At 67.8% G+C, this 26,254-nt stretch carries 26 protein-coding genes and 1 other RNA gene; 19 read left to right on the top strand and 8 right to left on the bottom strand.

Annotation, left to right across the window (positions count from 1 at the left end):
* The first annotated feature begins 62 nt into the window (after positions 1-62).
* Genes RZE77_RS04045 through RZE77_RS04035 form a run of 3 tightly spaced genes read left to right on the top strand, consistent with a single transcriptional unit; the run spans position 63 to position 3,041 of the window.
* Complete coding sequence (locus RZE77_RS04045) at positions 63-1,724, top strand: MBL fold metallo-hydrolase (protein WP_319440804.1); 1,662 nt, start codon at positions 63-65, stop codon at positions 1,722-1,724.
* The gene (locus RZE77_RS04040; RefSeq protein WP_319440803.1) at positions 1,721-2,434 is read left to right on the top strand and encodes an RNA pseudouridine synthase; all 714 of its coding nucleotides are present in this window, start codon (positions 1,721-1,723) and stop codon (positions 2,432-2,434) included. Before RZE77_RS04045 ends, RZE77_RS04040 begins: the two co-directional genes overlap by 4 nt.
* A 58-nt stretch (positions 2,435-2,492) precedes the next feature.
* Positions 2,493-3,041: a hypothetical protein gene (locus RZE77_RS04035; protein ID WP_319440802.1), complete on the top strand. Its 549-nt coding sequence runs from the start codon at positions 2,493-2,495 to the stop codon at positions 3,039-3,041.
* A gap of 44 nt (positions 3,042-3,085) precedes the next feature.
* Here RZE77_RS04035 and rnpB read toward each other — a convergent pair.
* An RNA gene (rnpB, locus tag RZE77_RS04030) (RNase P RNA component class A) lies at positions 3,086-3,433 on the bottom strand.
* Between the two features lie 106 nt (positions 3,434-3,539).
* Here rnpB and cysK point away from each other — a divergent pair.
* The 5 genes from cysK (at position 3,540) to RZE77_RS04005 (ending at position 8,128) form a co-directional block, all read left to right on the top strand.
* The gene (cysK, locus tag RZE77_RS04025; RefSeq protein WP_319440801.1) at positions 3,540-4,460 is read left to right on the top strand and encodes a cysteine synthase A; all 921 of its coding nucleotides are present in this window, start codon (positions 3,540-3,542) and stop codon (positions 4,458-4,460) included.
* Positions 4,461-4,532: 72 nt separating this feature from the next.
* Positions 4,533-6,173 (top strand): NAD(P)/FAD-dependent oxidoreductase, encoded by a 1,641-nt coding sequence (locus RZE77_RS04020; protein WP_319440800.1) that lies wholly within the window; start codon positions 4,533-4,535, stop codon positions 6,171-6,173.
* An 11-nt stretch (positions 6,174-6,184) separates the two neighbouring features.
* On the top strand, positions 6,185-6,814 hold the full coding sequence (locus RZE77_RS04015) for a flavin reductase family protein (RefSeq protein ID WP_319442299.1): 630 nt from the start codon (positions 6,185-6,187) through the stop codon (positions 6,812-6,814).
* A gap of 56 nt (positions 6,815-6,870) precedes the next feature.
* Positions 6,871-7,677, top strand: a complete 807-nt coding sequence (locus RZE77_RS04010) for a ProQ/FINO family protein (RefSeq protein WP_319440799.1) — start codon at positions 6,871-6,873, stop codon at positions 7,675-7,677.
* 31 nt (positions 7,678-7,708) lie between these two features.
* Entirely contained in the window at positions 7,709-8,128 is a 420-nt protein-coding gene (locus RZE77_RS04005; RefSeq protein WP_319440798.1) for a hypothetical protein, read from the top strand.
* 88 nt (positions 8,129-8,216) lie between these two features.
* On the opposite strand, the gene htpX is transcribed toward RZE77_RS04005, so the two are convergent.
* The 4 genes from htpX to pyrC all read right to left on the bottom strand — a co-directional run bounded on the left by htpX (position 8,217) and on the right by pyrC (position 11,831).
* Positions 8,217-9,092: a protease HtpX gene (htpX, locus tag RZE77_RS04000; RefSeq protein ID WP_319440797.1), complete on the bottom strand. Its 876-nt coding sequence runs from the start codon at positions 9,090-9,092 to the stop codon at positions 8,217-8,219.
* A gap of 152 nt (positions 9,093-9,244) precedes the next feature.
* Positions 9,245-9,985, bottom strand: a complete 741-nt coding sequence (locus RZE77_RS03995) for a DUF3025 domain-containing protein (protein WP_319440796.1) — start codon at positions 9,983-9,985, stop codon at positions 9,245-9,247.
* A complete protein-coding gene (locus tag RZE77_RS03990; protein ID WP_319440795.1) occupies positions 9,982-10,803 on the bottom strand; it encodes an NYN domain-containing protein in 822 nt (273 codons plus the stop codon). Before RZE77_RS03990 ends, RZE77_RS03995 begins: the two co-directional genes overlap by 4 nt.
* Complete coding sequence (gene pyrC / locus RZE77_RS03985; protein WP_319440794.1) at positions 10,800-11,831, bottom strand: dihydroorotase; 1,032 nt, start codon at positions 11,829-11,831, stop codon at positions 10,800-10,802. The genes RZE77_RS03990 and pyrC overlap by 4 nt, the downstream gene beginning before the upstream one ends.
* Positions 11,832-11,933: 102 nt before the next feature.
* Here pyrC and RZE77_RS03980 point away from each other — a divergent pair, with 102 nt between their 5' ends.
* The 8 genes from RZE77_RS03980 to RZE77_RS03945 all read left to right on the top strand — a co-directional run bounded on the left by RZE77_RS03980 (position 11,934) and on the right by RZE77_RS03945 (position 20,706).
* Entirely contained in the window at positions 11,934-13,592 is a 1,659-nt protein-coding gene (locus RZE77_RS03980; RefSeq protein WP_319440793.1) for an ABC transporter substrate-binding protein, read from the top strand.
* Entirely contained in the window at positions 13,592-14,545 is a 954-nt protein-coding gene (locus RZE77_RS03975) for an ABC transporter permease (RefSeq protein WP_319440792.1), read from the top strand. Before RZE77_RS03980 ends, RZE77_RS03975 begins: the two co-directional genes overlap by 1 nt.
* 4 nt (positions 14,546-14,549) lie before the next feature.
* On the top strand, positions 14,550-15,464 hold the full coding sequence (locus RZE77_RS03970; RefSeq protein WP_319440791.1) for an ABC transporter permease: 915 nt from the start codon (positions 14,550-14,552) through the stop codon (positions 15,462-15,464).
* 340 nt (positions 15,465-15,804) lie between these two features.
* Positions 15,805-16,842 (top strand): ABC transporter ATP-binding protein, encoded by a 1,038-nt coding sequence (locus tag RZE77_RS03965; RefSeq protein WP_319440790.1) that lies wholly within the window; start codon positions 15,805-15,807, stop codon positions 16,840-16,842.
* Between the two features lie 52 nt (positions 16,843-16,894).
* The gene (locus RZE77_RS03960) at positions 16,895-17,887 is read left to right on the top strand and encodes an ABC transporter ATP-binding protein (protein ID WP_319442298.1); all 993 of its coding nucleotides are present in this window, start codon (positions 16,895-16,897) and stop codon (positions 17,885-17,887) included.
* A 32-nt stretch (positions 17,888-17,919) separates the two neighbouring features.
* The gene (locus RZE77_RS03955; RefSeq protein WP_319440789.1) at positions 17,920-19,098 is read left to right on the top strand and encodes an amidase; all 1,179 of its coding nucleotides are present in this window, start codon (positions 17,920-17,922) and stop codon (positions 19,096-19,098) included.
* A gap of 19 nt (positions 19,099-19,117) precedes the next feature.
* On the top strand, positions 19,118-20,224 hold the full coding sequence (locus RZE77_RS03950; RefSeq protein WP_319440788.1) for an Acg family FMN-binding oxidoreductase: 1,107 nt from the start codon (positions 19,118-19,120) through the stop codon (positions 20,222-20,224).
* A 119-nt stretch (positions 20,225-20,343) separates the two neighbouring features.
* The gene (locus tag RZE77_RS03945) at positions 20,344-20,706 is read left to right on the top strand and encodes a TfoX/Sxy family protein (protein WP_319440787.1); all 363 of its coding nucleotides are present in this window, start codon (positions 20,344-20,346) and stop codon (positions 20,704-20,706) included.
* Positions 20,707-20,832: 126 nt separating this feature from the next.
* Here the strand turns inward: RZE77_RS03945 and RZE77_RS03940 are convergent, their stop codons facing one another.
* On the bottom strand, positions 20,833-21,294 hold the full coding sequence (locus RZE77_RS03940) for an Lrp/AsnC family transcriptional regulator (protein ID WP_319440786.1): 462 nt from the start codon (positions 21,292-21,294) through the stop codon (positions 20,833-20,835).
* A gap of 192 nt (positions 21,295-21,486) precedes the next feature.
* Between RZE77_RS03940 and RZE77_RS03935 the strand changes: the two genes are divergently transcribed.
* Positions 21,487-22,875 carry a branched-chain amino acid transporter BcaP gene (locus tag RZE77_RS03935; RefSeq protein ID WP_319440785.1) on the top strand — a complete coding sequence of 463 codons (1,389 nt, stop codon included), beginning with the start codon at positions 21,487-21,489 and terminating at the stop codon, positions 22,873-22,875.
* Positions 22,876-22,950: 75 nt separating this feature from the next.
* On the top strand, positions 22,951-24,180 hold the full coding sequence (locus RZE77_RS03930; RefSeq protein WP_319440784.1) for a MalY/PatB family protein: 1,230 nt from the start codon (positions 22,951-22,953) through the stop codon (positions 24,178-24,180).
* A 182-nt stretch (positions 24,181-24,362) separates the two neighbouring features.
* Here RZE77_RS03930 and RZE77_RS03925 read toward each other — a convergent pair whose 3' ends face one another.
* Positions 24,363-24,887, bottom strand: a complete 525-nt coding sequence (locus tag RZE77_RS03925) for an ureidoglycolate lyase (protein WP_319440783.1) — start codon at positions 24,885-24,887, stop codon at positions 24,363-24,365.
* A 117-nt stretch (positions 24,888-25,004) separates the two neighbouring features.
* On the opposite strand from RZE77_RS03925, the gene RZE77_RS03920 reads away from it, so the two are divergent.
* On the top strand, positions 25,005-25,235 hold the full coding sequence (locus RZE77_RS03920; protein WP_319440782.1) for a hypothetical protein: 231 nt from the start codon (positions 25,005-25,007) through the stop codon (positions 25,233-25,235).
* Here the strand turns inward: RZE77_RS03920 and RZE77_RS03915 are convergent.
* Positions 25,220-26,152, bottom strand: a complete 933-nt coding sequence (locus RZE77_RS03915) for a LysR family transcriptional regulator (RefSeq protein WP_319440781.1) — start codon at positions 26,150-26,152, stop codon at positions 25,220-25,222. The genes RZE77_RS03920 and RZE77_RS03915 overlap by 16 nt on opposite strands.
* Between the last annotated feature and the right edge of the window lie 102 nt (positions 26,153-26,254).

The following is a 26,254-nucleotide window of genomic DNA, read 5'->3' as shown; positions in this document are numbered from 1 at the left end:
CCGATCCGGTATGAGCTTATGCGGCACGCAACCGCGCCGAGCGATCTCTCCATAATCGCCGCATGGTCCGTCCCACTCAACAACTCCACCCCGCACGCGAGCCCGCGCCCGTGCGCGCGGCAGCCACCGTGCTGCTGCTGCGCGATTCCGAGGCCGGCATCGAGGTGCTGATGACGCGCCGCTCCGGCACTGCAAGCTTCGCGCCAGGCGCCTATGTGTTTCCCGGCGGGCAGATCGATGCAGCCGACCAAGCCGCCGCTCACATCGCCGCACGGCGGCCCACCCAGAGCGGCCTGCAGCTGACGCAGGCGATTGCGGCGATCCGCGAAGGCTTCGAGGAGCTTGGCGTGCTGCTCGCGCGCCATGCCGACGGCCGGCCCGTGAGCGCGCAGGACATCGCATCGATGGACCGCAGCACCACGTCGCCCGTGTCCTTTGCCGAGCAATGTGCCGCGCGCGGGCTGGTGCTCGCGTCCGACCAGGTGTTCACCCTCGCGCACTGGATCACCGACCGCGACCTGCCCAAGCGCTTCGACGTGCCCTTCCTGGTGGCGCGCATGCCCGAGGGCCAGACGCCCACGGCCGATGAGAGCGAGCAGTTCGAGCCCTGCTGGGTGCGGCCGGCCGATGCGCTGGCGCGCCATGCGGCAGGCAGCTTCTTCATGATCTTTCCGACCGTGCGCACGCTGCAGCGGCTCGCGGCCTACGCCAGCGTGGACGCGGTGCTGCAGGCCTGCGCCGCCGAGCAGCCGCTGTGGACCAGCTGCCCGCGCGCCGGCCTGCTGCGCGGCCAGGACGCGCGCTACATGGAAAGCGATTCGCCCTACGGCGAGCTCGCGCTGGTGTGCCCCGACGGACAGCTGCTGCATGCGCTCGACTGGCAGAGCGAGCGCGCCGTGCCGCTGCTCAGGAATGTGCAGCGCCTGACCGCGCCCAACCCCGGTGCCATGACCGGCCCGGGCACCAACAGCTACATCGTGGGCGATGCGGCCACGGGCTACCTCGTGATCGATCCGGGCCCGAACGACGCGGGCCACATCGAACGGCTGTGGCGCGCCACCGAGGGAAACATCCGCATGATCGTGTGCACCCATTCGCATGCCGACCATTCGCCCGGCGCGGCGCCGCTGCAGGCGCTGTGCAAGGAGAAGCCGCCGATCCTCGGGCTGTCTTCGGCGCCCACGGCACGTTCGTCGGCGCGCTTTGCCGCGGAGCGCGAATTGCGCGACGGCGAGCGCCTGGTGCTTGAGGGCACCACGGCCGAAGGCGAGCCCGTCACCCACACGCTGCGCGCCATCCACACGCCGGGCCACGCCGCCAACCACCTGTGCCTGGTGCTCGAGGAAGACGGGCTCCTGTTCTCCGGCGACCACATCCTGAACGGCAGCACCACGGTGGTCGATCCGCCCGACGGCGACATGAACGCGTATCTCGATTCACTCGACAAGCTCGATGCGGCCTGCGAGGCCGGCGGCATCGATTTCATCCTGCCCGCACACGGCCACGTCATCGGCAGCGCACGCAGCGCCATCGCGCAGCTGAAGGCGCACCGCCTGAAGCGCGAAGCCAAGATCGCCGCGGCCATGCAAAGGCTGCCCCAGGGCACGCCGGACGACTGGCTGCCACTGGCCTACGACGACGTGCCCGAGCGCATGTGGCCGGTGGCCGCCCGATCGCTGGCCGCGCACGTGGCGCGCATCCGGCAACTGGCCTCCACGCCATGAGCGGCGCTTCCGAAGAAGAAGGCATCCGCCTTGCCAAGCGCGTGGCCGCCATCGCGGGCTGCTCGCGGCGCGAGGCCGAGCTGCTGATCGAGAACGGCGCGGTGCGCGTCGACGGCGTGCCGGCGCTGCTGCCGCAGTCGCGCGTGCTGGGCCACCAGAAGGTCGAAATCGAGCCCGGCGCCAAGCCGGAGCCCGTCGTGCCCGTCACCCTGCTGCTGCACAAGCCGGCCGGCATGGCCACCGACACCGCACACCGGCTGCTGGTGGCCGCCAACCACCACGAACCCGAGCGCGCGGGCATGCGCTTCCTGCCCGCGCACGCCAAGGCGCAGCGCTGCATGACGCCCCTCGAAACCGGCGCCAGCGGGCTCGTGGTCTACACGCAGGAATGGCGCATCGAGCGCAAGCTGCAAGAGGACGCGGGCGTGCTCGAACACGAGGTGATGGTCGACGTGGCCGGCAAGGTCAGCCCCGAGCAGCTCGTGCGCTTCGAGCGTTCGCCCGCGCGCGTGAGCATCGGCCGCCAGGCCGACGAACAGACCGGCCTGCGCTTTGCACTCAAGGGCGCGCGGCCCGGACAGATCGCGCACCTGTGCGACGAAGCCGGCCTGCGCATCCTGGCCATGCGGCGCATCCGCATCGGCCGCGTGCCGCTGGCAGGGCTGGAGCCCGGCCAGTGGCGCTATCTTTCGCCGCACGAACGCTTTTGACATCGAAGAAGAGGCACGAACAAGGCCCGAAGAGGAATCGACGACAGGAGACCCATCCATGAAGTTCGGAACCCGGATCGCCGCACTCGCCTGCACCGCCCCGCTGGCGCTGGCAGGCTGCAGCTATCTCGCGCCATTGCTGCCCCCGTACGCGCCGCCGCCACCGCCGGCACCGCCGCCGGTCGTGTCGCCCAGCGGGCTCGCGCCGATCACCGAGGAGCAGGTGGAGCGCATCCGCGAGGCCATCGTGACCAAGCCGCCCACGCCGGCCGTGGCCAAGGTGGTGCGAAGTGCGGCGCCCACCATCGAATCCTTCGTGCGGACCGAGGGCTGCATCACCGCGCGCAACGGCGCCGTGCTCAACCCGTTCGCGGCGCCGGGCCGGCTGTTCGACGGCACCGGCTTCCAGGGCGGGCCGATGGCGGAGATGCAGTACCACGACAAGACCGCCTGCGTGACGGTCAAGCGCATCCAGAACTGGAAGATGGTCTCGCCGAAGCGGCTGCGCTTCGAGGTGGTGTACGTGGGCGACGACGGCGAGGAACGCTCGGTCCGGCGGCATGAACTGACGCGCCAGCCCAAGGGCGGCTGGCTCTTCACGCGCTGACGCCAAAGGCCGCTGGCGGCCGCGGCCGCCAGGGAAGAAAAAAAGTGTGAAGCCCGCCGATAAGCCGGATTCTGTGCGTTGGAGTTGCCCCCAACGTGACCGCCATTACTCTGGGCCGCTTGTCGCCAAACGGCTCGATGCCACCTACCCGCCAGCTCAGCGGAACCACCTCGATACTGGCCTACTTGGTGTTGCTGCGCGCAGAGATTGCCCGTTTCACCCGAACTTAATCGGCTCGTCTCTGTTGCTCTGATCCTCACCTCACGGTGGAGAGTCGTTAACTCCTGCGCTGTCCTGTGCAGTCCGGACGTTCCTCCAGTGCGGTCTTTCGACGCGGCGCCTTGCGGCGTCGCCCCTTGCGGGCTTGCACCAGCGGCGGTCTGGCGTGCTTCACAGGGGGATTATCGCCCGATACCCTCGCGGGCGCTGGCCGTCCGCTCCACAATGGCGCTTCGACCGAGCTGACCCGATCCACCTCATGCCCAAGGAGACCCTCCAATGAAGGCCCAGAACATCCTCCAGACCATCGGCAACACGCCGCACATCCGCATCAACCGCCTGTTCGGCAATGCGAAGCAGCAGGTGTGGATCAAGTCCGAGCGCGCCAACCCCGGCGGCTCCATCAAGGACCGCATCGCGCTGTCGATGGTGGAAGACGCCGAGAAGTCCGGCGCGCTGAAGCCCGGCGGCACCATCGTGGAGCCCACCTCGGGCAACACCGGCATCGGCCTGGCCATGGTCGCGGCCGTCAAGGGCTACAAGCTGATCCTCGTGATGCCCGACAGCATGTCGGTGGAGCGCCGCCGCCTCATGCTGGCCTACGGCGCCACCTTCGACCTCACGCCGCGCGCCGGCGGCATGAAGGCCTCCATTGCGCGCGCCGAGGAAATCGTGGCCGGCACGCCGGGCGCGTGGATGCCGCAGCAGTTCAACAACCCCGCCAACATCGACGTGCACGTGCGCACCACGGCCGAGGAAATCGCGGCCGACTTCCCCGACGGCGTCGACGTGCTGATCACCGGCGTGGGCACCGGCGGCCACATCACGGGCGTGGCGCGGGTGCTCAAGAAGAAGTGGCCGAAGCTGCAGGTGTTCGCGGTGGAGCCGGTGGCCTCGCCGGTGATCTCGGGCGGCCAGCCCTCGCCGCACCCGATCCAGGGCATTGGCGCGGGCTTCATCCCGAAGAACCTCGACACCTCGCTGCTCGACGGCGTGCTGCAGGTGGACGCCGAACCGGCGCGCGAAATGGCCCGCCGCTGCGCGGTCGAGGAAGGCATGCTGGTGGGCATTTCCTCGGGCGCCACGCTCGCGGCCATCGCGCAGAAGCTGCCCTCGCTGGCAGCCGATGCGGTGGTGCTGGGGTTCAACTACGACACGGGCGAGCGCTACCTCTCGGTCGAGGGCTTCCTGCCAGCCTGATCCAGCTATCTCTTTCATAGCGCCTCGGCGCGTAAAATCCGTGGCCTGCTTGATAACCACAAGCCCCATGACATGCTGAGAATCTCCGAACTCAAACTCCCGTTGGACCACGCCCCGGAGGCGCTGGCCGCCCTGATCGCCCGGACGCTGGACGTCCCGCTCGAAGCGATCGCTTCCCACACCGTCTTCAAGCGCAGCTTCGACGCGCGCAAGGTCGACCTGCTCACGGTCTACATCGCCGACGTGCAGCTGGCCGACGCCGGGCTCGAAGCCGCGCTGCTCGCCAAGCACGCTGCGCATCCGCACATCCAGGCCGCGCCCGACATGCGCTACACGCCGCCCGCGCAGGCGCCCGAAGGCGCGCCCCGGCCCGTGGTGATCGGCTTCGGCCCCTGCGGCATCTTTGCGGCGCTGATGCTCGCGAAGATGGGTTTCAAGCCCATCGTGCTCGAGCGCGGCAAGACCGTGCGCCAGCGCACGCGCGACACCTGGGGCCTGTGGCGCAAGAGCGTGCTCAACCCCGAGTCGAACGTGCAGTTCGGCGAAGGCGGCGCCGGCACCTTCTCGGACGGCAAGCTCTACAGCCAGATCAAGGACCCGCGCTTCCTCGGCCGCAAGGTGATGGAAGAATTCGTGAAGGCCGGCGCACCGCCCGAGATCCTTTACGTCGCGCATCCGCACATCGGCACCTTCAAGCTGGTCAAGGTGGTGGAGAACATCCGCGAGCAGATCGTCTCGCTCGGCGGCGAGATCCGCTTCGAGCAGCGCGTGACCGACGTGCAGATCGAAGACGGCCAGATTCGCGGCCTCACCGTGCTCGACCAGGCCACCGGCACGAGCAGCGAGCTGCGCGCCGACCACGTGGTGATGGCGCTCGGCCACAGCTCGCGCGACACTTTTTCCATGCTGCACGCGCGCGGCGTGCACATCGAGGCCAAGCCCTTTTCCATCGGCTTTCGCGTCGAGCATCCGCAGGGCCTGATCGACCGCGCGCGCTGGGGCCGCCATGCGGGCCATCCGCTGCTCGGCGCGGCCGACTACAAGCTGGTGCACCACGCAAGCAACGGCCGCTCGGTCTACAGCTTCTGCATGTGCCCGGGCGGCACCGTGGTGGCAGCCACCAGCGAGCCCGGCCGCGTGGTCACCAACGGCATGAGCCAGTATTCGCGCAACGAGCGCAACGCCAACGCGGGCATCGTGGTGGGCATCGACCCGCGCGACTTTCCGGGCTGGACGCCCGAGGCCGCGGGCGACGCGCTCGCCGGCATCGCGCTGCAGCGCGAGCTCGAGTCGAACGCCTTCGTGCTCGGCGGCAGCGACTACCGCGCGCCCGGCCAGCTGGTGGGCGACTTCATCGCGGGCAGGCCCTCGACCGCGCTCGGCAGCGTGACGCCCTCGTACAAGCCCGGCGTCACGCCCACCGACCTGCACCAGGCGCTGCCGGCCTACGCCATCGAGGCGATGCGCGAGGCCTTTCCCGCCTTCGGCCGCAAGATCAAGGGCTTCGACCTGCACGATGCGGTGCTCACCGGCGTGGAAACGCGCACCTCGTCGCCGATCCGCATCACGCGCGGCGACGACTTCCAGAGCCTCAACGTGCGCGGCCTCTACCCCGCCGGCGAAGGTGCGAGCTACGCGGGCGGCATCCTGTCGGCCGGCGTCGACGGCATCAAGGTGGCCGAAGCGGTGGCGCGCAGCGTCACCGGAACATGAGCAAGGAATCCATGGCCGTGCCGAACGACGACTTCCACTTCTACGAACCCGCCAAGGGCCACGGCCTGCCGCACGATCCGTTCAATGCCATGGTCGGTCCGCGGCCGATCGGATGGATCTCGTCGCAGGACGAGAACGGCAGGCTCAACCTCGCGCCCTACAGCTTCTTCAACGCCTTCAACTACACGCCGCCCATCGTGGGCTTTGCGAGCATCGGCGCCAAGGACAGCCTGCACAACATCCGCCAGACGCGCGAATTCGGCTGGAACCTGGCCACCCGGCCGCTGGCCGAGCAGATGAACCAGTCGTGCGCCGCCGTGCCGCCCGAGGTGAACGAGTTCGAGCTCGCCGGCCTCACGCCCGCGGCGTCACACCACATTGCGGTGCCGCGCGTGGCCGAGAGCCCGGTGTCCTTCGAGTGCCGGCTCACGCAGCTGCTGCAGCTCGAGGGCGTGGACGGCGTGCCGGTGCCCACCTGGCTGATCCTCGGCGAAGTGGTGGGCGTGCACATTGCGCGCCACCTGCTGAAGAACGGCATCTACGACACCGCCGCGGCGCAGCCCATCCTGCGCGGCGGCGGCCCGGCCGATTACTTCGAGATCAGCCCCGACAATCTCTTCAAGATGTTCCGCCCGCGCTGAACGCGCGGAATCCATTTTTCCCCGCCGCTGCCAGCCAACCTGACAAGAACCGACCGATGACCGACACCGCCACGCCCCAAGAAGAAATCCAGGAAGTCCAGCCGGCGGAAGCCGAGGGCACCGCCCAGTCGCACCAGCCGCATCAGCAGCCGAACGCCGATGGACGGCCGCCGCGCGCGCCGCGCCAGCCGCGGCAACAGCAGCGACCACAAAGGCAGAAGCCGAAGCAGGCGGCGCAGCCGCAGCGCGCGCGCAAGGTGCACCCGGCGCTCGAGAAATTGTTCGAGCTGTACCCCGGCATGTTCGGCGCGCGCTTCCTGCCGCTCAAGCTCGGCGTGTTCCAGGACCTGCTCGAGAAGCACCCCGACGACTTCAAGAAGGACGAGCTGAAGGTTGCGCTGGGCTTGCACGCACGCTCCACGCGCTATCTCGAGGCGGTGGCCGCGGGCCTTGCGCGCCACGACCTCGACGGCAACGCGGTGGAGCCGGTTGCACCCGAGCATGTGCACCACGCCATCCTCGAGCTGCACCGCCGCCGCGTGCAGCGCAACCCCGGCGAGGACCTGCGCCCCCAGCTGGTCGCGCGCATCGCCCGCGCCGTGGAAGCCTCGGGCCTCGACCGCGAGGCCTACGCGGTGCTGGTGCGCTCGCGCGACGAGGAAACCAACGCCGTGCTCGACGAAGCGCTGGCCGAGCTGGCCCGCCAGGCCGCCAAGCGCGAGGCGCTGCTGCGCGCCTTCGAGGCCAGCGGCCGCAGCAGCGAGCACGAGTTCGCCGAGATGTACGGCATGGATGCCGACGAGGTCGCACGCACGCTCGCACGCGCACGGACCGAACGGCAGCCGGCGGCTCCGGCGGCCTGATCGCCCTGGCGTTGTCGCCGCCGCAGCAACCATGACCGACTTCGCCAGCTTCGTCGCGCCGGAGGCCTCCGCAGACGCGGCGGCGTCGGACGCGATCGGCGAAGCCTCCGCCTGCCTCGACCGCTTCACCGAACGCTTCAATGCCTGCGACACCGCGGGCATGGACGGCGAGCTTCATTTTCCGCACCTGATGCTCTCGGGCGCCGACCGCCTCGAATGGCAGGCGCCCGGCCACCATCCGGCCGGTTTTTTCGAGCAGCTCATGGCTTCGGGTTGGCGGCGCACGCGCTACCAGTCGAAGGAAGCGGTGCTCGCAAGCGCCGACAAGGTGCATTTCGTCGTCAGCTACACGCGCGAGGACGAAGCCGGCACGGTGCTCAGCACGCACCGCAATCTCTGGATCGCCACGCGCGTGGACGGGCGCTGGGGTATTTCGCTGCGTTCGTATTGAAGCTGCCCGGCGGCAGCCCCAATGAAAAAGCCGCCACGGCAACCCGTGGCGGCTTTTCTTTTTGCTGTTGCAGCGGAGATCGATCCGATCAGCCGCGCGCGTTCTGCAGCGCCGCAATGCGCTCTTCGATCGGCGGGTGCGTGGCAAAGAGCTTGCCGATGCTGCCCGTGATGCCCATGGCTTCCACCGCCTTGGGCAGTTCGCCGGCCGGCAGGCCGCCCAGGCGCGCCAGCGCGTTCATCATCGGCTGGCGGTTGCCCATCAGCGCGGCCGCGCCGGCGTCGGCACGGAACTCGCGCTGGCGCGAGAACCACGCCACCACGATGGCGGCGGCAAAGCCCAGCACGATGTCCAGCACGATGGTGCTCACGTAGTAGCCGATGCCCGGGCCCGACGAACGGTCGTCGCCGCGGCGCAGGAAGCTGTCGACCGCATAGCCGATCACGCGCGAGAGGAACACGACGAAGGTGTTCATCACGCCCTGGATCAGCGTCATGGTGACCATGTCGCCGTTGGCGATGTGCGCCACTTCGTGGCCGATCACGGCCTCGACCTCTTCGCGCGTCATGTTCTGCAGCAGGCCGGTGGACACCGCCACCAGCGACGAGTTCTTGAACGCGCCGGTCGCAAAGGCATTGGGCTCGCCCTCGAAGATGCCGACCTCGGGCATGCCGATGCCGGCCTTGTCGGCAAACTTGCGCACCGTGCCGACGATCCAGGCCTCGTCGGGCGACTGGGGGTTGTCGATCATGTGCAGCTTGGTCGTCCACTTGGCCATGGGCTTGCTGATCAGGAGCGAAATGATCGCGCCGCCAAAGCCCATGATGAGCGCGAAGCCGAGCAGCGCCGTGAGGTTCAGCCCGTTGGCCGTCAGGTAGCGGTTGACGCCGAGCAGGCTGGCGACGATGCCGAGCACTGCAACGACCATCACATTGGTCAAAACGAACAGAAGGATACGTTTCAAGTTGAATTCTCCGTGGGGGAATGCTGCCGCTTAGATGAGGACCGGATGGCCCTCTTCAAGCCGTGCAGGAAATGGCCCTCTTCCTTTGTTGTTTGGATTTTGAAGGAGGCCGACCGCAGCCTGCGGGTAGAGCGATGATAGGAGCAAAAGTTCTACGGACCGGGCCTGAAGACCTTGGGATCGTCGTAGAAATGCACCGCCACGTTGCCGGCCCACCAGCCCGGCACGCCGAGCACCGGCAGCGGAGCAAAGGGTTTTCGCGCCAGGTATTCCGGCGCGAGGCTGCACGCCAGTGCGCGGTCGCAGGCCGCCACCGATCCGCCGGCAGCCAGTGGCGGCAGCCGCAGCACATGCGCGGTGAGCGCCTTGCGCGGGTTGGCGAGTTTCTCGAGCAGCGCATGGCCGAACACCCAGAGGCGCGCCTCGGACCACAGCGCGCGCTGCGTCACGAAGAGCGTGTGCCAGTCGCGCGCGGCCAGCGCCTGCCACAACGGCTCGGGCGCATCGAGCACGGCGCCGTTCTCGTCGAACAGCGTGAGCGCGTCGCGCAGCGGGCCGCGCGTGGCGCCGATGCCCGCGCGGGCGATCTCCGCGGCCTGCAATTCGTTGAGCCGGCGCTTGGCCTCTGGAAAGGCGAGCCAGACGAGGCCGTTGAAGAAGTCGTGCAGGTTGTCGCGCGTCGGCACGGTGCCGGTCTGGAAGATGTGGGCCTCATAGGCCTGCCCCGCGGACAGCGCCGACTGCGGCACGAAGGCGGGCCTGAAGTCCGGCGCCGCTTCCCGCTGCAGCGCGGCTGCAACCGAGGTGCGCAGCGCCGCCTGCGCCGCCGCCTGGCCGACGGCGCGGTAAGGCGCGAGCCAGGGCTGCGCCCAGTCGACCGCCGCCAGGCTCAAGGCGTGGCGGCTCCGGTCCAGCGGATGCGGTCGGGGTGCTGCAGCACGGCGAACTCCGCCGGAAGCTTGTCGAACAGCTTGAGCGAACTGCCGTGCTTGCCGAGCAGCCCGGCCGCGCGCAGGGCCTGGGCCACGTCGTTGAGCGGCACGTCGGCACCGCTGCGCAGCGCGGGCGCCGCACGCAGGATGAATTCGGCGGCCTCGGAAGGCGGCTGCGGCGCGGGCGGCTTCGCCGCCTTGGCGGTCTTTCGGGCCGGAGCCTTGGCCGCCGCGGTCTTGCGGGCCGGCGCGGCCGCACTCTTTTCGGTCTTTTCCGTCTTGGCCGGCGCACGCTTCGCGGCCACCTTGGCCGCGGCCTTCTTCGCCGGCGCCGTGCGGGGCGCGACCGGCGCGCCGTGGTGCTGCAGGTCGGTGAACTCGTCGTAGACCGCCACGGTTTCTTCGCCGGTCTTGCCCTGCTGGCCCAGGCCGCAGACGCGGCAGCCCTTCTCGCGCAGCCGGATCACGAGCGGCGCAAAGTCGGAATCGGAAGACACCAGCACCACCACGTCGGGACGCTCGGCAATCACGAGATCGAGCGCATCGACCGCCAGCGCGATGTCGGTGCTGTTCTTGCCGGCCGAGAGATTGACCATCGGCCGCACCGACAGCCGCTTGAAGAGCGCCTGCTGCTTGAGCGCCGTTTCGGCGTTGCAATAGGCGCGGCGCACATGAACCGCGCCGTGCTCGGCCAGGGTCCGCTGCACGGCCTGCTCGATCACGTCGGCCGAGACGTTGTCGGCATCGATCAGCAGCATCACCCGCAGCGTGGGCGTCATGCGAGTCTCCAGGCGATGGTTTCACCGCCGCGCAGCGGCTTGAGCGTGGCGTCGCCGTAGGGCACGGTCTCGGGCACGGTCCAGCTTTCGCGCTTCAGCGTGATGGTGCCGCTGTTGCGCGGCAGGCCGTAGAAGTCGGGGCCGTGGAAGCTCGCGAAGCCCTCGAGCTTGTCGAGCGCGTCCACGCTGTCGAAGGCCTCGGCATAGAGCTCGATGGCGGTCAGCGCGGTGTAGCAGCCGGCGCAGCCGAGCGCATGCTCCTTCAGGTGGGCCGGATGCGGCGCGCTGTCGGTGCCGAGGAAGAAGCGGTCGCTGCCGCTCGTGGCCGCCTGGACCAGCGCCACGCGGTGCGTCTCGCGCTTGAGCACGGGCAGGCAGTAGTAGTGCGGGCGGATGCCGCCGGTGAAGATGGCGTTGCGGTTGTACAGCAGGTGGTGCGCGGTGATGGTGGCGGCCGTGAAGCGGTTGGCATCGCGCACATAGTGGGCGCCCTCCTGGGTGGTGAGGTGCTCGAACACCACCTTGAGCTCGGGGAAGTCGCGGCGCAGCGGAATCATCACGCGGTCGATGAAGACGGCCTCGCGGTCGAACAGGTCGACCGCCGGGTCGGTGACCTCGCCGTGCACCAGCAGCAGCAGGCCGTGCTTCTGCATGGCTTCGAGCGTCTTGTAGGTGTGGCGGATGTCGGTCACGCCGGCATCGCTGTTGGTGGTGGCGCCGGCCGGGTAGAGCTTGAGCGCGCGCACGCCGGCTTCTGCGGCCAGGGCGATTTCCTCGGGCGGCAGCCTGTCGGTCAGGTAGAGCGACATCACGGGCTCGAAGGCCGTGCCCGGCGTCACCGCCGCGCGGATGCGGTCGCGGTAGGCGACGGCCTGCGCCGCGGTGGTCACAGGGGGGCGCAGGTTGGGCATGACCAGCGCGCGGCCGAACTGGCGCGCGCTGTGCGGGACCACGGCTTCGAGGGCGGCGCCGTCGCGCACATGCAGGTGCCAGTCGTCCGGGCGGGTGATGGTGAGGGTGTCTGTCATGGGAGGGCAATTGTCGCATCGCGGCCCCGGAAACCACGGCTGGCACACGTCGTGCTTCACCACCGGTTCGATCCCTTTGCCCTTTCACCCCTAGGAGCTCCTGTGAAGCGTGCCGTTCCTGCCTCGATCCTGAAACCCCTGGCCGCCTGTGCGGCGCTCGCCACCCTGGCCTTCGCAACGCCGGCCCTGGCCCAGGAGAAGACGCTGCGCATCGCCATGACCGCGGCCGACATTCCGCGCACGCTGGGCCAGCCCGACCAGGGCTTCGAAGGCAACCGCTTCACCGGCATTCCGATCTACGACTCGCTCACGCAGTGGGACCTGTCCAAGGCCGATGCGCCGAGCGTGCTGATCCCCGCGCTGGCCAGTTCCTGGGCCGTCGACGCCAAGGACAAGACCAAGTGGGTCTTCAAGCTGCGCCCCGGCGTCAAGTTCCATGATGGTTCGGCCTTCACCGCCGATGCCGTCATCTGGAACGTGCAGAAGGTGCTCGACAAGGACGCCCCCCAGTTCGACCCCAGCCAGGTCGGCGTGACCGCCTCGCGCATGCCCACGCTGCGCACCGCGCGCAAGATCGACGACATGACGGTCGAGCTCACCACCAGCGAACCCGACGCCTTCCTGCCGATCAACCTGACCAACCTGTTCATGGCCTCGCCCGCGCAATGGCAGAAGAAGTTCGACGCCGCGGCCGGCGCCACGCCTGCCGACAAGTCCAAGGCCGCCTGGACCGCCTTCGCGGCCGACCCCGCGGGCTCGGGCCCGTTCAAGGTCACGCGCTTCGTGGCCCGCGAACGCCTCGAACTCGCCGCCAACAAGACCTACTGGGACGCGAAGCGCGTGCCCAAGATCGACAAGGTCGTGATGCTGCCGATGCCCGAGGCCAATGCGCGCACCGCCGCGCTGCTGGGCGGCCAGGTCGACTGGATCGAGGCCCCCGCGCCCGACGCCATGCCGCAGATCACGCAGCGCGGCTTCAAGATCTATTCCAACGCGCAGCCGCACGTGTGGCCGTGGCAGCTGTCGTTCGCCGAAGGCTCGCCCTGGCTCGACAAGCGCGTGCGCCAGGCCGCCAACCTGTGCATCGACCGCGGCGGCATGAAGCAGCTGCTCGGCGGCATGATGGCCGAGCCCAAGGGCACCGTGCCGCCCGGCCATCCGTGGTGGGGCAACCCGAAGTTCGACATCAAGTACGACGTGAAGGCCGCCCAGGCGCTCATGACGCAGGCCGGCTACTCGGCCGCCAAGCCGATCAAGGTGAAGGTGCAGATCTCGGCCTCGGGCTCGGGCCAGATGCAGCCGCTGCCGATGAACGAATTCGCGCAGCAGTCGCTCAAGCAGTGCTTCTTCGACGTGCAGTTCGACGTGATCGAATGGAACACGCTCTTCACCAACTGGCGCAAGGGCGTGAAGGACCCCTCGGCCAACGGCGCCAACGCCACCAACGTGAGCTTCGCGGCAATGGACCCCTTCTTCGCGATGGTGCGCTTCGTGAGCACCAAGACCTTCCCGCCGGTGTCCAACAACTGGGGCTACTACGGCAACGCCGAGGTCGACAAGCTGGTGGCCGATGCGCGCACCAGCTTCGACGACAAGGCGCGCGACGGCGCGCTGGCCAGGCTGCATGCACACATCGTGGACGACGCACCCTTCGTCTGGATCGCGCATGACGTCGGTCCGCGCGCGATGTCGGCCAAGGTCAAGAATGTCGTCCAGCCCAAGAGCTGGTTCATCGACATCGCCACCATGACGATGGACTGATGCTGGCCTATCTGCTGCGCCGCATCGTCTACGCCGTGCCGATCATGGTCGGCGTGGCGCTGGTGTGCTTTCTGCTCGTGCACATCGCGCCGGGCGATCCGCTGGTGTCGATCCTGCCGCCCGACGCCTCGGCCGACCTGCAGGCGCAGCTGCGCGAGCTCTACGGCTTCAACCGTTCGCTGCCCGAGCAGTTCGCGATGTGGATCTGGCGCGCGCTGCATGGCGACCTGGGCGTGTCGATCGCGAGCAACCGCGCCGTGGCGGGCGAGGTGTTCACGGCCGTGGGCAACACGCTGCGGCTCGCGGTGGTGGCGACCTTCATCGGCTTCGTGCTGGGCTGCCTGTTCGGCTTCGTGGCCGGCTACTTCCGCAACTCGTGGCTCGACCGTTTTGCCTCGATGCTGTCGGTGCTGGGCGTGAGCGTGCCGCACTACTGGCTGGGCATGGTGATGGTGATCGTGTTCTCGTCGCAGCTCATGTGGCTGCCCGCCACCGGCGCGGGCCCGGGCGGCTCCAGCGACTGGGCCTGGGACTGGGAGCACCTGCAGTTCCTGATCCTGCCGGCCCTCACGATGTCGGTGATCCCGATGGGCATCATCGCGCGCACCGTGCGTGCGCTGGTGGCCGACATCCTCGACCAGGAATTCATCGTCGGGCTGCGCGCCAAGGGCCTCACGCACTTCGGCGTGTTCCGCCACATGGTGAAGAACGCGGCGCCCACCGCGCTGGCGGTGATGGGCCTGCAGTTGGGCTACCTGCTCGGCGGCTCGATCCTGATCGAGACCGTGTTCTCGTGGCCTGGCACCGGCTTTCTGTTGAACTCCGCGATCTTCCAGCGCGATCTGCCGCTGCTGCAGGGAACCATCCTGGTGCTGGCGCTGTTCTTCGTATTGCTCAACCTGCTGGTCGATGTGCTGCAAACGCTGCTCGACCCGCGCATCGCTCGGGCCTGAAGACATGAGCGCACTGCCCCTTCCCTCTTCTTCTTCCTCCACCGCCGCCGACGTGAAGCCGCTGCTGCCGATGCAGCGCTCGCGCGGCTACTGGACCTCGGCGCTGCTGCGCTTCACGCGCGATCCGGTCGCGATGGGTGCCGCCTTGGTGGTGCTCTTGCTGATCGGCCTGGCCGTGTTCGGTCCGTGGCTCGCGCCGGCCGATCCGTACCAGTCGTCGATGCTCAAGCGGCTCAAGCCGATCGGCACCGAAGGCCTGCCGCTGGGCAGCGACGAGCTGGGCCGCGACATGCTGTCGCGCCTGATCGTCGGCGCGCGGCTGTCGCTGTTCATCGGCATCACGCCGGTGATCTGCGCCTTCGTGCTCGGCACGGTGATCGGCATCATTGCGGGCTACGCGGGCGGCTTCACCAACACGCTGATCATGCGCACCATCGACGTGTTCTACGCCTTTCCCTCGGTGCTGCTGGCCATTGCGCTGTCGGGCACGCTGGGCGCGGGCGTGGTCAATTCGCTGATCTCGCTGACGATCGTGTTCATTCCGCAGATCGCGCGCGTGGCCGAGAGTGTGACCACGCAGGTGCGCACGCGCGACTACGTGGAGGCGGCGCGCGCCTCGGGCGCGAACCCGTTCACGATCGTGCGGGTGCATGTGCTGGGCAACGTGCTCGGTCCGATTTTTGTCTACGCGACGAGCCTGATCGCGGTGTCGATGATCCTGGCCTCGGGCCTGTCATTCCTGGGCCTGGGCGTGAAGCCACCGGAGCCGGAGTGGGGCCTGATGCTCAACACGCTGCGCACCGCGATCTACGTGCAGCCGTGGGTCGCCGCGTTGCCGGGCGCGATGATCTTCATCACTTCGATCTCCTTCAATCTCCTGTCCGATGGGTTGCGGTCGGCGATGGACAACAAGGGGTGAGGATGCCTTGCGTTGTGTTTGAGGTTCTTTGTTCGGGGCGCGCTCCCGCCGACGGGGTACCTTGCTCCGCGAATGTCCTCCGGCCTTCGGCCTCCCCCTTGATTTCGCTGCGCAAGGCACCCCATCAGCGGGAGCGTTGCAAAGAGCGGTCGTTGATCAGCGGTACACCCGGAGCGTGTCCCGGTGCACAGGGCATCGGGTGCTCCCCGCAGCGAAATAAAGGAGGAGCCGAAGGCGGGGGACATTCGCGGAGGGGAGTACCCGGTGGCCTGTGCACGCGCCCTGAACAAGAGCACCCCGAACAAGAGCAACAAGAGCAACAAGAGCAACAAAGAACACCATGGACGCACTGAAAGACATCGGCGGCCCCGCACAACCGCTGCTCACCATCACCGGCCTGGTCAAGCACTTCCCGCTCAAGAAAGATCCGTTGGGCCGCGGCGGTGGCGTGGTGCGCGCGGTCGATGGGGTCGACTTCGAGGTGCTCAAGGGCGAAACCCTCGGCGTGGTCGGCGAATCGGGCTGCGGCAAGTCGACCACCGCGCGGCTGCTGATGCAGCTGATTGCACCAACGCGGGGCGAAGTGATCTTCGACGGGCGCGAAGTCGGCGGCCGCGAACTGCCGCTCAAGGAGTTCAGGCGCCAGGTGCAGATGGTGTTTCAGGACAGCTATGCGTCGCTCAACCCGCGCCTCACCATCGAAGATTCGGTCGCCTTCGGCCCGCAGGTGCACGGCGTCGGGCGGCGCGAGGCCGTGGCGCGTGCGCGCGACCTGCTCGCGCGCGTCGGGCTCGAGCCGCAGCGCTTTGCCGAACGCTATCCGCACGAGCTGTCGGGCGGCCAGCGCCAGCGCGTCAACATCGCGCGCGCGCTCGCGCTGCAGCCGCGCATGGTGATCCTCGACGAGGCCGTGTCGGCGCTCGACAAGTCGGTGGAGGCGCAGGTCATCAACCTGCTGCTCGACCTCAAGGCCGAGTTCGGCCTGACCTATCTTTTCATCAGCCACGACCTCAACGTGGTGCGCTACGTGAGCGACCGCGTGATGGTCATGTACCTGGGCCAGGTGGCCGAGATCGGGCCCGCCGACGCGCTCTACGACGCGCCGGCGCATCCCTACACCCGCGCGCTGCTCTCGTCGATGCCCTCGATGGACCCCGACCACCGCACCGAGCAAGCAGCACTGGCCGGCGACCCGCCGAACCCGATCAACCCGCCCACGGGCTGCCGCTTCCATCCGCGCTGCGCGCTGGCCGCGCCGGTGTGCAGCCAGGTGGTGCCCGAGCCCATCGCCACCGGCGCGCGGCATGCGGCGAGCTGCCTGGTCCACGAGCCCGGCAGCGGACATCCGATGGCCGCGCCGCTGGCCCGGGCGGCCTGAACGCATGATGACGACAACGATGAGCAATCCGACCTCTTCCTCCCTCGAGCCGATGGTCCGCCTGCGCGACCTCAGCGTCAGCTTCAGCGGCGGCCGCAAGCCCGTGCGCGCGGTCAGCGGCGTGAGCCTGGAGGTGCAGCGCGGCGAGGTGGTCGCGCTGATCGGCGAATCGGGCTCCGGCAAGAGCGTGACCCTGCGCACGCTGCTGCGCCTGCATCCCGAGCGCCGCACGCGCATCGGCGGGCAGGTGCAGGTGGCCGGACGCGACGTGCTCGCGATGCCCACGCGCGAGCTCGACGACTTCCGCGGCAAGGTCGCCTCGATGATCTTCCAGGAGCCGCTGCTCGCGCTCGATCCGGTGTATTCGGTCGGCGCGCAGATCGTCGAGTCGATTCGCCGGCACGACAAGAAGGCTACGGCCGCCGAGGCGCAGCAGCGTGCGCTCGCGCTGTTCGAGCGGGTGCGCATCCCGAGCCCCGAGCGGCGCCTCGCGGCCTATCCGCACGAGATGTCGGGCGGCATGCGGCAGCGCGCGATGATCGCGCTGGCGCTGGCCTGCCGCCCGCAACTGCTGCTGGCCGACGAGCCGACCACCGCGCTCGACGCCACGGTGCAGATCCAGATCCTGCTGCTGCTGCGCGAGCTGCAGCGCGACCTCGGCCTGTCGGTGATCTTCGTCACGCACGACATCGGCGCCGCGGTCGAGGTGGCCGACCGCATCGCCGTGATGTATGCGGGCCGCATCGTCGAGGAAGGCACGGCGCGCGAGCTGATCCGCTCGCCGCGCCACCCCTACACCATCGCGCTGCTCAAGAGCCGCGCGCACGGCGCGCTGGCGCGCGGCGCACGGCTGGAGACCATCGGCGGCGCGCCGCCCGACCTGTCGGCGCTGCCGCCGGGCTGCGCCTTTGCCGAACGCTGTGCGCTCGCCACCGATGCCTGCCGCGCCGCGCAGCCGCCGGTGGTCGAGCTTGCGCCGAAGCACCGCGCGCGCTGCATCCATACCGATGCCGCCGCCGCCATCGCACCCACGCTGGTCGCCTGACCCGCCCCTGCACACACACACGACAACACGCCATGCCCCTGCACGACCCCGCCCACGCCTTCGTTCCGTATCCCGACGCGCCGGTGCCGCATGCGCCCACCGGCCCGCTGGCCGACCTGCGCTTTGCAGCGAAGGACCTGTTCGACGTGGCCGGCTATCCCACCGGCGGCGGCAGCCCGATCGTGCTGGCGATGTCGGGCATCAAGACCCGCACCGCGCCCACCGTGCAGAAGCTGCTCGATGCGGGCGCGCGCTTCGCGGGCAAGACCGTGACCGACGAACTCGCCTTCTCGATGAACGGCAACAACGCGCACTTCGGCGCGCCGGTCAACGGTGCCGCGAAAGACCGCATCACCGGCGGCTCGTCGTCGGGCTCGGCTTCGGCCGTGTCATCGGGCCTGTGCGACTTTGCGCTCGGCACCGACACCGGCGGCTCGGTGCGCGCCCCGGCCAACCACTGCGGGCTGTACGGCCTGCGCCCCACGCACGGCCGCGTGAGCCTCGAAGGCGCGCTGGACCTTGCGCCCAGCCTCGACACCTGCGGCTGGTTCGCACGCGACATCGGCACCTTCGCGCGCGTGGCCGACGTGCTGCTGGGCGCCGACACGGCCGCGCTGCCCGCGCGCGTGCGGCTGCTGCGCCCCGAGGACGTGTGGTCGCTCGCGGTGCCGGCCGCGGCCGACGCGCTGGCGGACGCGACCGCGCGCGTGCAGCGCGTGCTCGGCGATGCGACAGGCATCGAGGTCGCGCTCGACTCCTTCGACGCGATGTACTGGAACTTCCGCTACGTGCAGGCGCACGAGGCCTGGCTCACCGACGGTCCGCTGATCGAGCGCTACGCGCCGCCGCTGGGCCCGGGCGTGGCCGAGCGCTTTGCCTGGTCGCGCGACGTGACCGATGCGCAGATCGTCGCCGGCCGCGCCTTCCGCACCGCCTTCCGCAGCCACCTCACCGAACTGCTCGGCAGCGACGGCGTGCTGCTGATGCCGACCATGCCCGACATCGCACCGCTGCGCAGCGAAGGCGAGGCCGGCCTGGAGGACTACCGCAACCGCGCGATCCAGATGCTGTGCATCGCGGGCCTTGCCGGATTTCCGCAACTGTCGATGCCGCTCGCGCAGCGCGAGGGGGCGCCGCTCGGCATTTCGCTGCTCGGGCCGGCGGGGTCGGACCGCTCATTGATTGCGCTGGCGCAAGCTATCGCCAGCTGAGGCCGGTTCCAATCCGGTGATGAACAGAAGGCGACTCATCACCGCTGCCGCGATCGCAGCCGCAGGCGCGGGCGGCGCGCTTTCGCTCCATGCCCTGCGCACGGACAACCAGGCCTACGAACAGGCCGTGCAAGCGCTCTGGCGCCGTGCCCCCGACGGTACGCCCGGCCCTTCGGGCCTGGTGCGCGAGCTGGTGCGCCATGCGACCCTGGCGCCATCGAGCCACAACACGCAGTGCTGGAAGTTCGGCGGCGACGAGAGATCCATCTCGATCCGGCCCGACTTCGGCCGGCGCTGTCCGGTCGTCGATCCCGACGACCACCACCTGTTCGTCAGCCTCGGCTGCGCCGCCGAGAACCTCGTGCAGGCCGCGGCGGCCATGGGCTTTCGCGGCGATGCCATGTTCAGGGACGGCCCGCAGGAAGCGCTGGACATCGCGCTCGAGCCGGCGAAGCCCGTCGACTCCGCGCTGTTCCAGGCGATCACGCGCCGGCAATCGACCCGCGCCGAGTTCGACGGCCGGCCGCTTTCGAACGAGGAACTGAAGACCCTTGAGATCGCAGGCACCGGCAACGGCGTGCGGGTTCTGCTGCTCACCGGCCAGCAGGCGCTGGAGAACGTGCTCGACTACGTGGTCCAGGGCAACACCGCCCAGATGCGCGACCCGGCCTTCGTGCGGGAACTGAAGGCGTGGATCCGCTTCAACGGCGCGCAGGCGGTGGACACCGGAGACGGCCTGTTCGCGAAATCATCCGGCAACCCCGCGATGCCCGGCTGGCTGGGCCCGCGGGCGTTCGACCTCTTCTTCACCGAGAAGGCCGAGAACGACAAGTACGCACGGCACATCCGGAGTTCGGCGGGCATCGCGGTCTTCGTTTCGGAGGCGGACGACAAGCGCCATTGGCTCGAGGCGGGTCGTGCCTTCGAGCGCTTCGCGCTGCAGGCGACCGCGCTCGGCGTCCGGACCGCGCACCTGAACCAGCCGGTGGAGGTCTCGCGCCTCAGGCCGCGGTTCGCCGGGTCACTGGGCATTGCGAGCGGAAGGCCCGATCTGGTGGTGCGCTTCGGCCGGGGGCCGGAAACGCCCCGCTCGCTGCGCCGCCCGATCGACGCGGTCTGGGCCTGAGCCGCCGGACCGGTGGCGCGGCCGACACACGGGCTGGCTCCTGCAGCCGGACGCAGCGCAGCTTCGCCGGAGTCGACGACACTGCGTTCTTTCCATCCAGCGCCTGACGCCAGCCGATCATGTCCGAAGCCTCGCCGCAGTTCATCGATTTCATCGTCGACCGGCTCTCTGGAATCGACGGCATCGCAAGAACCCGCTTCTTCGGCGGCACGGGCCTCTCGGTCCACGCCACGCAGTTCGCGATGGTCATGGGCGGCAGCCTGTACTTCGTCGTGGACAAGGACACGCGGCCCAGGTACGAGAAGCTGGGCAGCACCTGCTTTGCCTACGACACCAAGGCGCGGCGGGTCCAGGTGCGAAAGTACTTCGAGGTTCCCATCGAGATCATCGAGGACCATGAAGCGCTGGCCGCCTTGGCAAGGGAATCCGTTCTCGCGGCGCAAGGCCTGAAGCAAAAGAAGCCGGCCGGCAAGCGGGCCTAGCCCCGCAATGCAGGAATGCATCGCGGCTTGCGTTCCATCCAAGAGCCACGTGTGCACGGTCTGTAGCCTGTCGTCGGTCAAGGCACAGAAGCCGCGCCGTACTTCAAAGCGAACTCTCCCTTGATGTCATAGCGGCAGGCTCGTTGACCGCTTGATCTCCTTCAGCGAAAAGCCGGTATACATCTCCTTGATGTTGCCTAGCTTGCGAACGATCTTGTTCAGGGTCAGTTCATGGAAGGCCTCCATGTCGGACGCGACTACCTGCAGCAGATAGTCATACTTGCCAGAGACGTTGTGACAGGCAATGACATTCGGCAACGCCATCACGTCGCTCTCAAAACGATCCATCGCCTTCTCGGAATGGTCGTCGAGCAGGATGCTGACGAACGCGAACAGTCCCAGCCCCAGTTCCCTAGGCTCCAACGCGGCGTGGTAACCCCGGATCACCTTCTCCTCCAGGCGCTTGAGTCGCTTCCAACATGCCGGAGGTGACAGCGCGACGCGAGACGCGATCTCCGTGTTGGCCAGTCGACCGTCGGCCTGCAGAAGCTGCAGGATGGTGCGATCTGTTTTGTCCAACTCAACCATTTCAACTCCTCCATAGGTAGGCCCGCGCTGGCGAGCTAATTTAATTAGCTATTTTCGCGTAATTTGGGAAATATTAGAAATCAAATTCCCCGCAACAGTCCCCAGAATCTCCCGTTGAGAGCCCATCGGCCTGGCCCCGCATTTCAACCATTTGCGCGTCCAGCAAAAAAAGAAATCCAACTGGAGACATACGTGAGCCTGTTTCGAACCAAGAGCCTCGACGACCTGGTCGCGAGCGCCCAATCCATCCATGGCCTGAAGAAAGTCCTCGGCCCCCTCGATCTCATGCTGATCGGCATCGGTGCCATCGTGGGCACCGGCATCTTCGTGCTCACGGGAACAGGGGCGCTCACAGCCGGACCCGCGCTGACCATTTCCTTCATCATCGCGGCCATGGCGTGTGCCTTCGCCGCGCTGTGCTATGCCGAATTCGCGTCGTCGTTTCCCGTGGCCGGGTCGATCTACACCTACAGCTACGCCACGATGGGCGAGCTGATCGCCTGGATCATCGGCTGGGACTTGATGCTGGAATATGGGCTGGCGAGCTCCGCGGTGTCCGTGGGCTGGTCGGGATACTTCCAGTCCTTGCTGAGCGGCTTCGGCATTGCGCTGCCCAAGGCGCTGTCCGCGGCGCCTGGTGCGATTCCCGGTGTCGAAACCTGGTTCAACCTGCCAGCCTTCCTGATCATGCTGGCGCTGACCGCCATGCTTTCCATCGGAATCAAGGAATCGGTGAAAGTCAATAACCTGCTGGTGGCCATCAAGGTCGCTGTCGTGTTGCTGTTCATCATCGTGGGCTACAAGCATGTGCAGCCCGCCAACTGGCAGCCTTTCGCTCCCTACGGCACCAACGGGATCTTCAGCGCAGCCGCACTCGTGTTCTTCGCGTTCATCGGCTTCGATGCCGTCTCGTCTGCCGCAGAGGAGGTCAAACGCCCCGACCGCGACCTCCCTATCGGCATCATTGGTTCACTGGCGATCTGCGCCGTGCTGTACGTCGCGGTCTCGCTGATCATGACGGGCATCGTGCCCTACCGTGATTTCCTTGGTGTGGACCACCCGGTGTCGCTGGCCTTGCAGCGCGCCAACGAGAACTGGTTTGCAGGCTTCGTTGATCTGGGCGCCATCCTCGGCATGACCACGGTCATCTTGGTCATGATCTATGGCCAGACACGCATCCTCTTCGCGATGTCGCGCGACGGCCTGCTGCCCCAGCGGTTTTCCAAAGTCCACTCCCGCTTCGGCACGCCGTTCTTCGCCACTTGGCTCGTGGGCATCTTCTTCGGCCTGATCGCGGCAATCGTGCCTCTCAACGTGCTGGCCGAGCTGATCAACATCGGGACGCTCGCCGCCTTCAGCTTGATCGCGGTGGCCATCATCGTGCTGCGCAGGACGCGCCCCGACCTGCCCCGCGCCTTTCGTTGCCCAGCAGTCCCCATCGTGCCACTGCTGGCGATCGGGTTCTGCATCACGCTGATGACCTTTCTGCAGGCCACGACCTGGATGGCTTTCGGCATCTGGCTGCTGCTGGGCCTCGTGGTCTATTTCGCGTATGCACGCAAGCGCTCCCTACTGAGCTGACATGGTGTGGCCGAACCAGGCCGGCACAGCGTTCAAGCCAGCACACCAGATCTGTTTCAGGAGAAGAAGATTCTTATGACGTTCGATTTTGATCAGCCGATCTCGCGCCAGGGCACCAACGCCCTTGCGGAGGATGGTTTCGAAAACTACTTATTCGGAGCCGAGCCCTTGGTGCCGCCCCTGCAAGTGCCCGCGACGGAACTGGTGTCCATGTGGGTTGCTGACATGCAGTTCGCTGCCCCCGAGGCCGCTATCGGCGCCATGCGTGAGCGGCTCGGGCATCCCATTTTTGGATACACGATGAACTTCGACGACCAGTTGTACGACGCCTTCGGTGCGTGGTGTGGCCGGCGGTACGGTTGGCGTTTCGAACGCGAGCAGATGCAGATATCCCTGGGAGTGATCCCAGCGCTTTTCGGCCTTGTCGAATACGTGTGCGACCCCGGTGACAAGGTGCTCAGCCTGACGCCATCGTACGGCTACTTCAAGCATGCAGTCGTCCAACGGGACAGGGTGTTCGAAACCTCGCCTTTGCGCAAAAAGGAAGACGGGGACTACGAGATTGACTTCGAGGACTTCGAGCGCAAGGTTCGAGACCCGGCCGTGAAGCTGTTTTTCCTCTGTCATCCCCATAACCCGACCGGGCGCGTATGGACCGAGGATGAGTTGCGTCGCATGGCCGAACTGTGCCTGTCCAACGGCGTCAAGATCGTATCTGACGAGATCCACTGCGACCTGACCCGCACCGGGGTGACGCATGTGCCGCTGGCCAAGCTATTCCCGAACAGCAAGGACATCATCACCTGCATGGCGGTGAGCAAGACGTTCAACCTGGCCGGAATGATGATCGCCACGGTCATCATTCCCGATCCAGAGCTTCGCGCGACATGGAAGCGAAGGCACTATCCGCTCGTCAATCCGCTAAGCCTCGCTGCGGCGGTCGGTGCTTATACAGAGGGTGAAGCCTGGCTTGAAGCGCTCAGGCAGTATCTGGACGACAACTTTGCGTTCATGCATCGATATCTCTCGCTTTGGCTGCCCAAGGCACGGTTCCAGATTCCGCAGGCCACGTATCTGGCATGGGTGGACTTGAGTGCCTATTTCGACGACTCCATCAATCTGACCCGGTTCTTTCTCGAAAAGGCTGGCCTGATCCTCGAAGGGGGAGATATGTTTGTCGCGAACGGTGCGCAGCACGTTCGGCTGAACCTTGCATGCCCGCAAATGCAGGTTGAAAAGGCTTTGAAGAAGCTGACTACTGCTATCACCGCAAGTCGGAGCTCTGCCGCAATAGTTCGCCATTGACGGGCGATCTGCGGCAGCAAGCGAGACCGCGCGGCGGGGGGGTGGGGTTCGCCGAGTCACTGGGTATTGCGGGCGGAAGGCCCGACCTGGTCGTGCGCTTCGGCCGGGGCCCGGAAATGCCCCGTTCGCTGCGCCGCCCAGTCGACGCGGTCTGGGTGTGAGGCGCCGGGCCGGCGCCCGGCTCAATCGCTGCAGTGGGCGATCGTCACGGGCGCCGCCAACGTGCACATGTCGCAGTCGATGGACTCGCTGCCGCGCTCCACCACCACGAAGTCGCCCGCATCCACCGCGAGCAGCGCGTGGTGCCAGGTGCCGGGCCCGAGCGTCACGCCCTGCAGCCCATCGGTGACGAACGCAGCGAGTGCACCGGGCGCGGGCGCCTCGCCGGCCGGCGCCACCACGATGACGAAGCGCCGCTCGCCCAGAGGCACGAAAGTCTGGCTGCCGAGCGCGTGGCGCTCCATCTCCGTGACCTCGTGCGGAAAACGCCGCGCCTGCGCGCGGAACAGCGCGAGCATCGGCCGGCCGCCCTGCGCGCCGAGCTGCAGGTCGCCGACGAGATCGAAGCGTTCGGCATTGCCGCCATTGATCAGGCGGCCCTTATTGCCGGCGGGCGCGGCCAGCACCGTGCCGTAGGGCGCGAAGGCCTCGGGTGTCAGCGGTTGCACCGCGAGCGGCACCAGGGCTTGGGGAGCAGCATCGTTCATGCGGCGGAGTACAGCAGAAAACATGCCGATGGTCACTGGGCCCGCGTGCGGCCGCGAAAGCAGGCGCTACAGTCGCGGGGCTCCCTTTTTCCTCACCTGCGCAGCCTGCGCTTCCCGATGCGACGCTCCCTCACCCTCAGCCTCCTCGTTCCAGCCGCTCTTCTTGTCGCAGCATGCGCATCGGGCCCCGCGCCGCGCGTCAGCTGGCTCGGCGACGGTGTATTCAAGTCGCCCACCGTGCAGGAGGCCGAAGCCTACTGCCGCAACTTCGGCGCGCCGATGCGCTTCCTCGACCCGAAGGCGGCAGCGGGCGCGCCGACGGGCGAAGTCAGCTACCGCTGCGACTGACCGCCCGGCTCCGTGCCGGGCACCCGCACCCGCTCCAGGATGAAATCGATGAAGGTGCGGATTGCCCGCGTGTGCTGCCGGTTGGGCATGTAGAGCATGAACATCTGCGTGCCGAAGATGCTGAGGCGCCAGTCGTCCAGCGTGGTCACCACGTCGCCCTTGCGCACGTCCTCCTGCACCACGTAGTCGGGCACCAGGCCGATGCCCAGGCCCGCGAGGATGGCCTGGCGCAGGAACAAAAAGTTCTCCGAGATCAGCGTCGGCTCCAGGATCACCTCGCGCCGCACCTCTCCCAGGTTCTGGCCTTGGTAGGCCGACACGCGCAGCTGCCGGCCGATGACGGCGGCCGTGACCACGGGTGCGCCCTGCAGTTCGTCGAGCTGTACCGGCAGCGGATGCTTCTCGGCATAGCCGCTTGAAGCGCAGGCCACATAGCGCACCGGCCCCATCTCGTGCGCCACCAGGTTCTGCGGCGGCTCGGGAATCACGCGGATCGCGATGTCGACCTCGTCGCGCAGCAGATCCTCGATGCGGTTCTCGAACACCACGTCGAGCACGATGCCCGGGTACTGCCGCTTGAAGTCGATCAGCCAGTCGGCCATCACGAGCTGGCCGTAGCCGCTGGGCACGCTCAGGCGCACGCGGCCCTGCAGGCCCTGGCCCAGCGTGGTGACCGATTCCTTCGCGGCCAGCAGCTCGGTCTGGATCGCCACGCCGTGCTGGTACAGGCGCAGGCCGATCTCGGTCGGTTCGGCGCGTCGCGTGGTGCGGCGCACCAGCTGGGCGCCGACCGAGCGCTCGAGCTGGTTCAGGTGGTAGCTGACGTTGGCGCGGCTCATCTTGAGCCGGCGGGCCGCCGCGCTCAGGTTGCCGGCGTCAAGGATTTCCACCAGCAGGGTCAGCGATTGGAGGTCCATGCCGGGATTGTGTCAAAAATTCTTTGACAGTCTGTCAATGGTCTATGCAATTGTCAAAGCACCGGCACCGGCCAAGAATGCGGGGTTCACCCCAGAGCCTCG

Source organism: Variovorax sp. SPNA7, assembly GCF_033807855.1.
Taxonomy (GTDB): domain Bacteria; phylum Pseudomonadota; class Gammaproteobacteria; order Burkholderiales; family Burkholderiaceae_C; genus Variovorax; species Variovorax beijingensis.
This window is presented reverse-complemented; position numbering and strand designations above follow the sequence as displayed.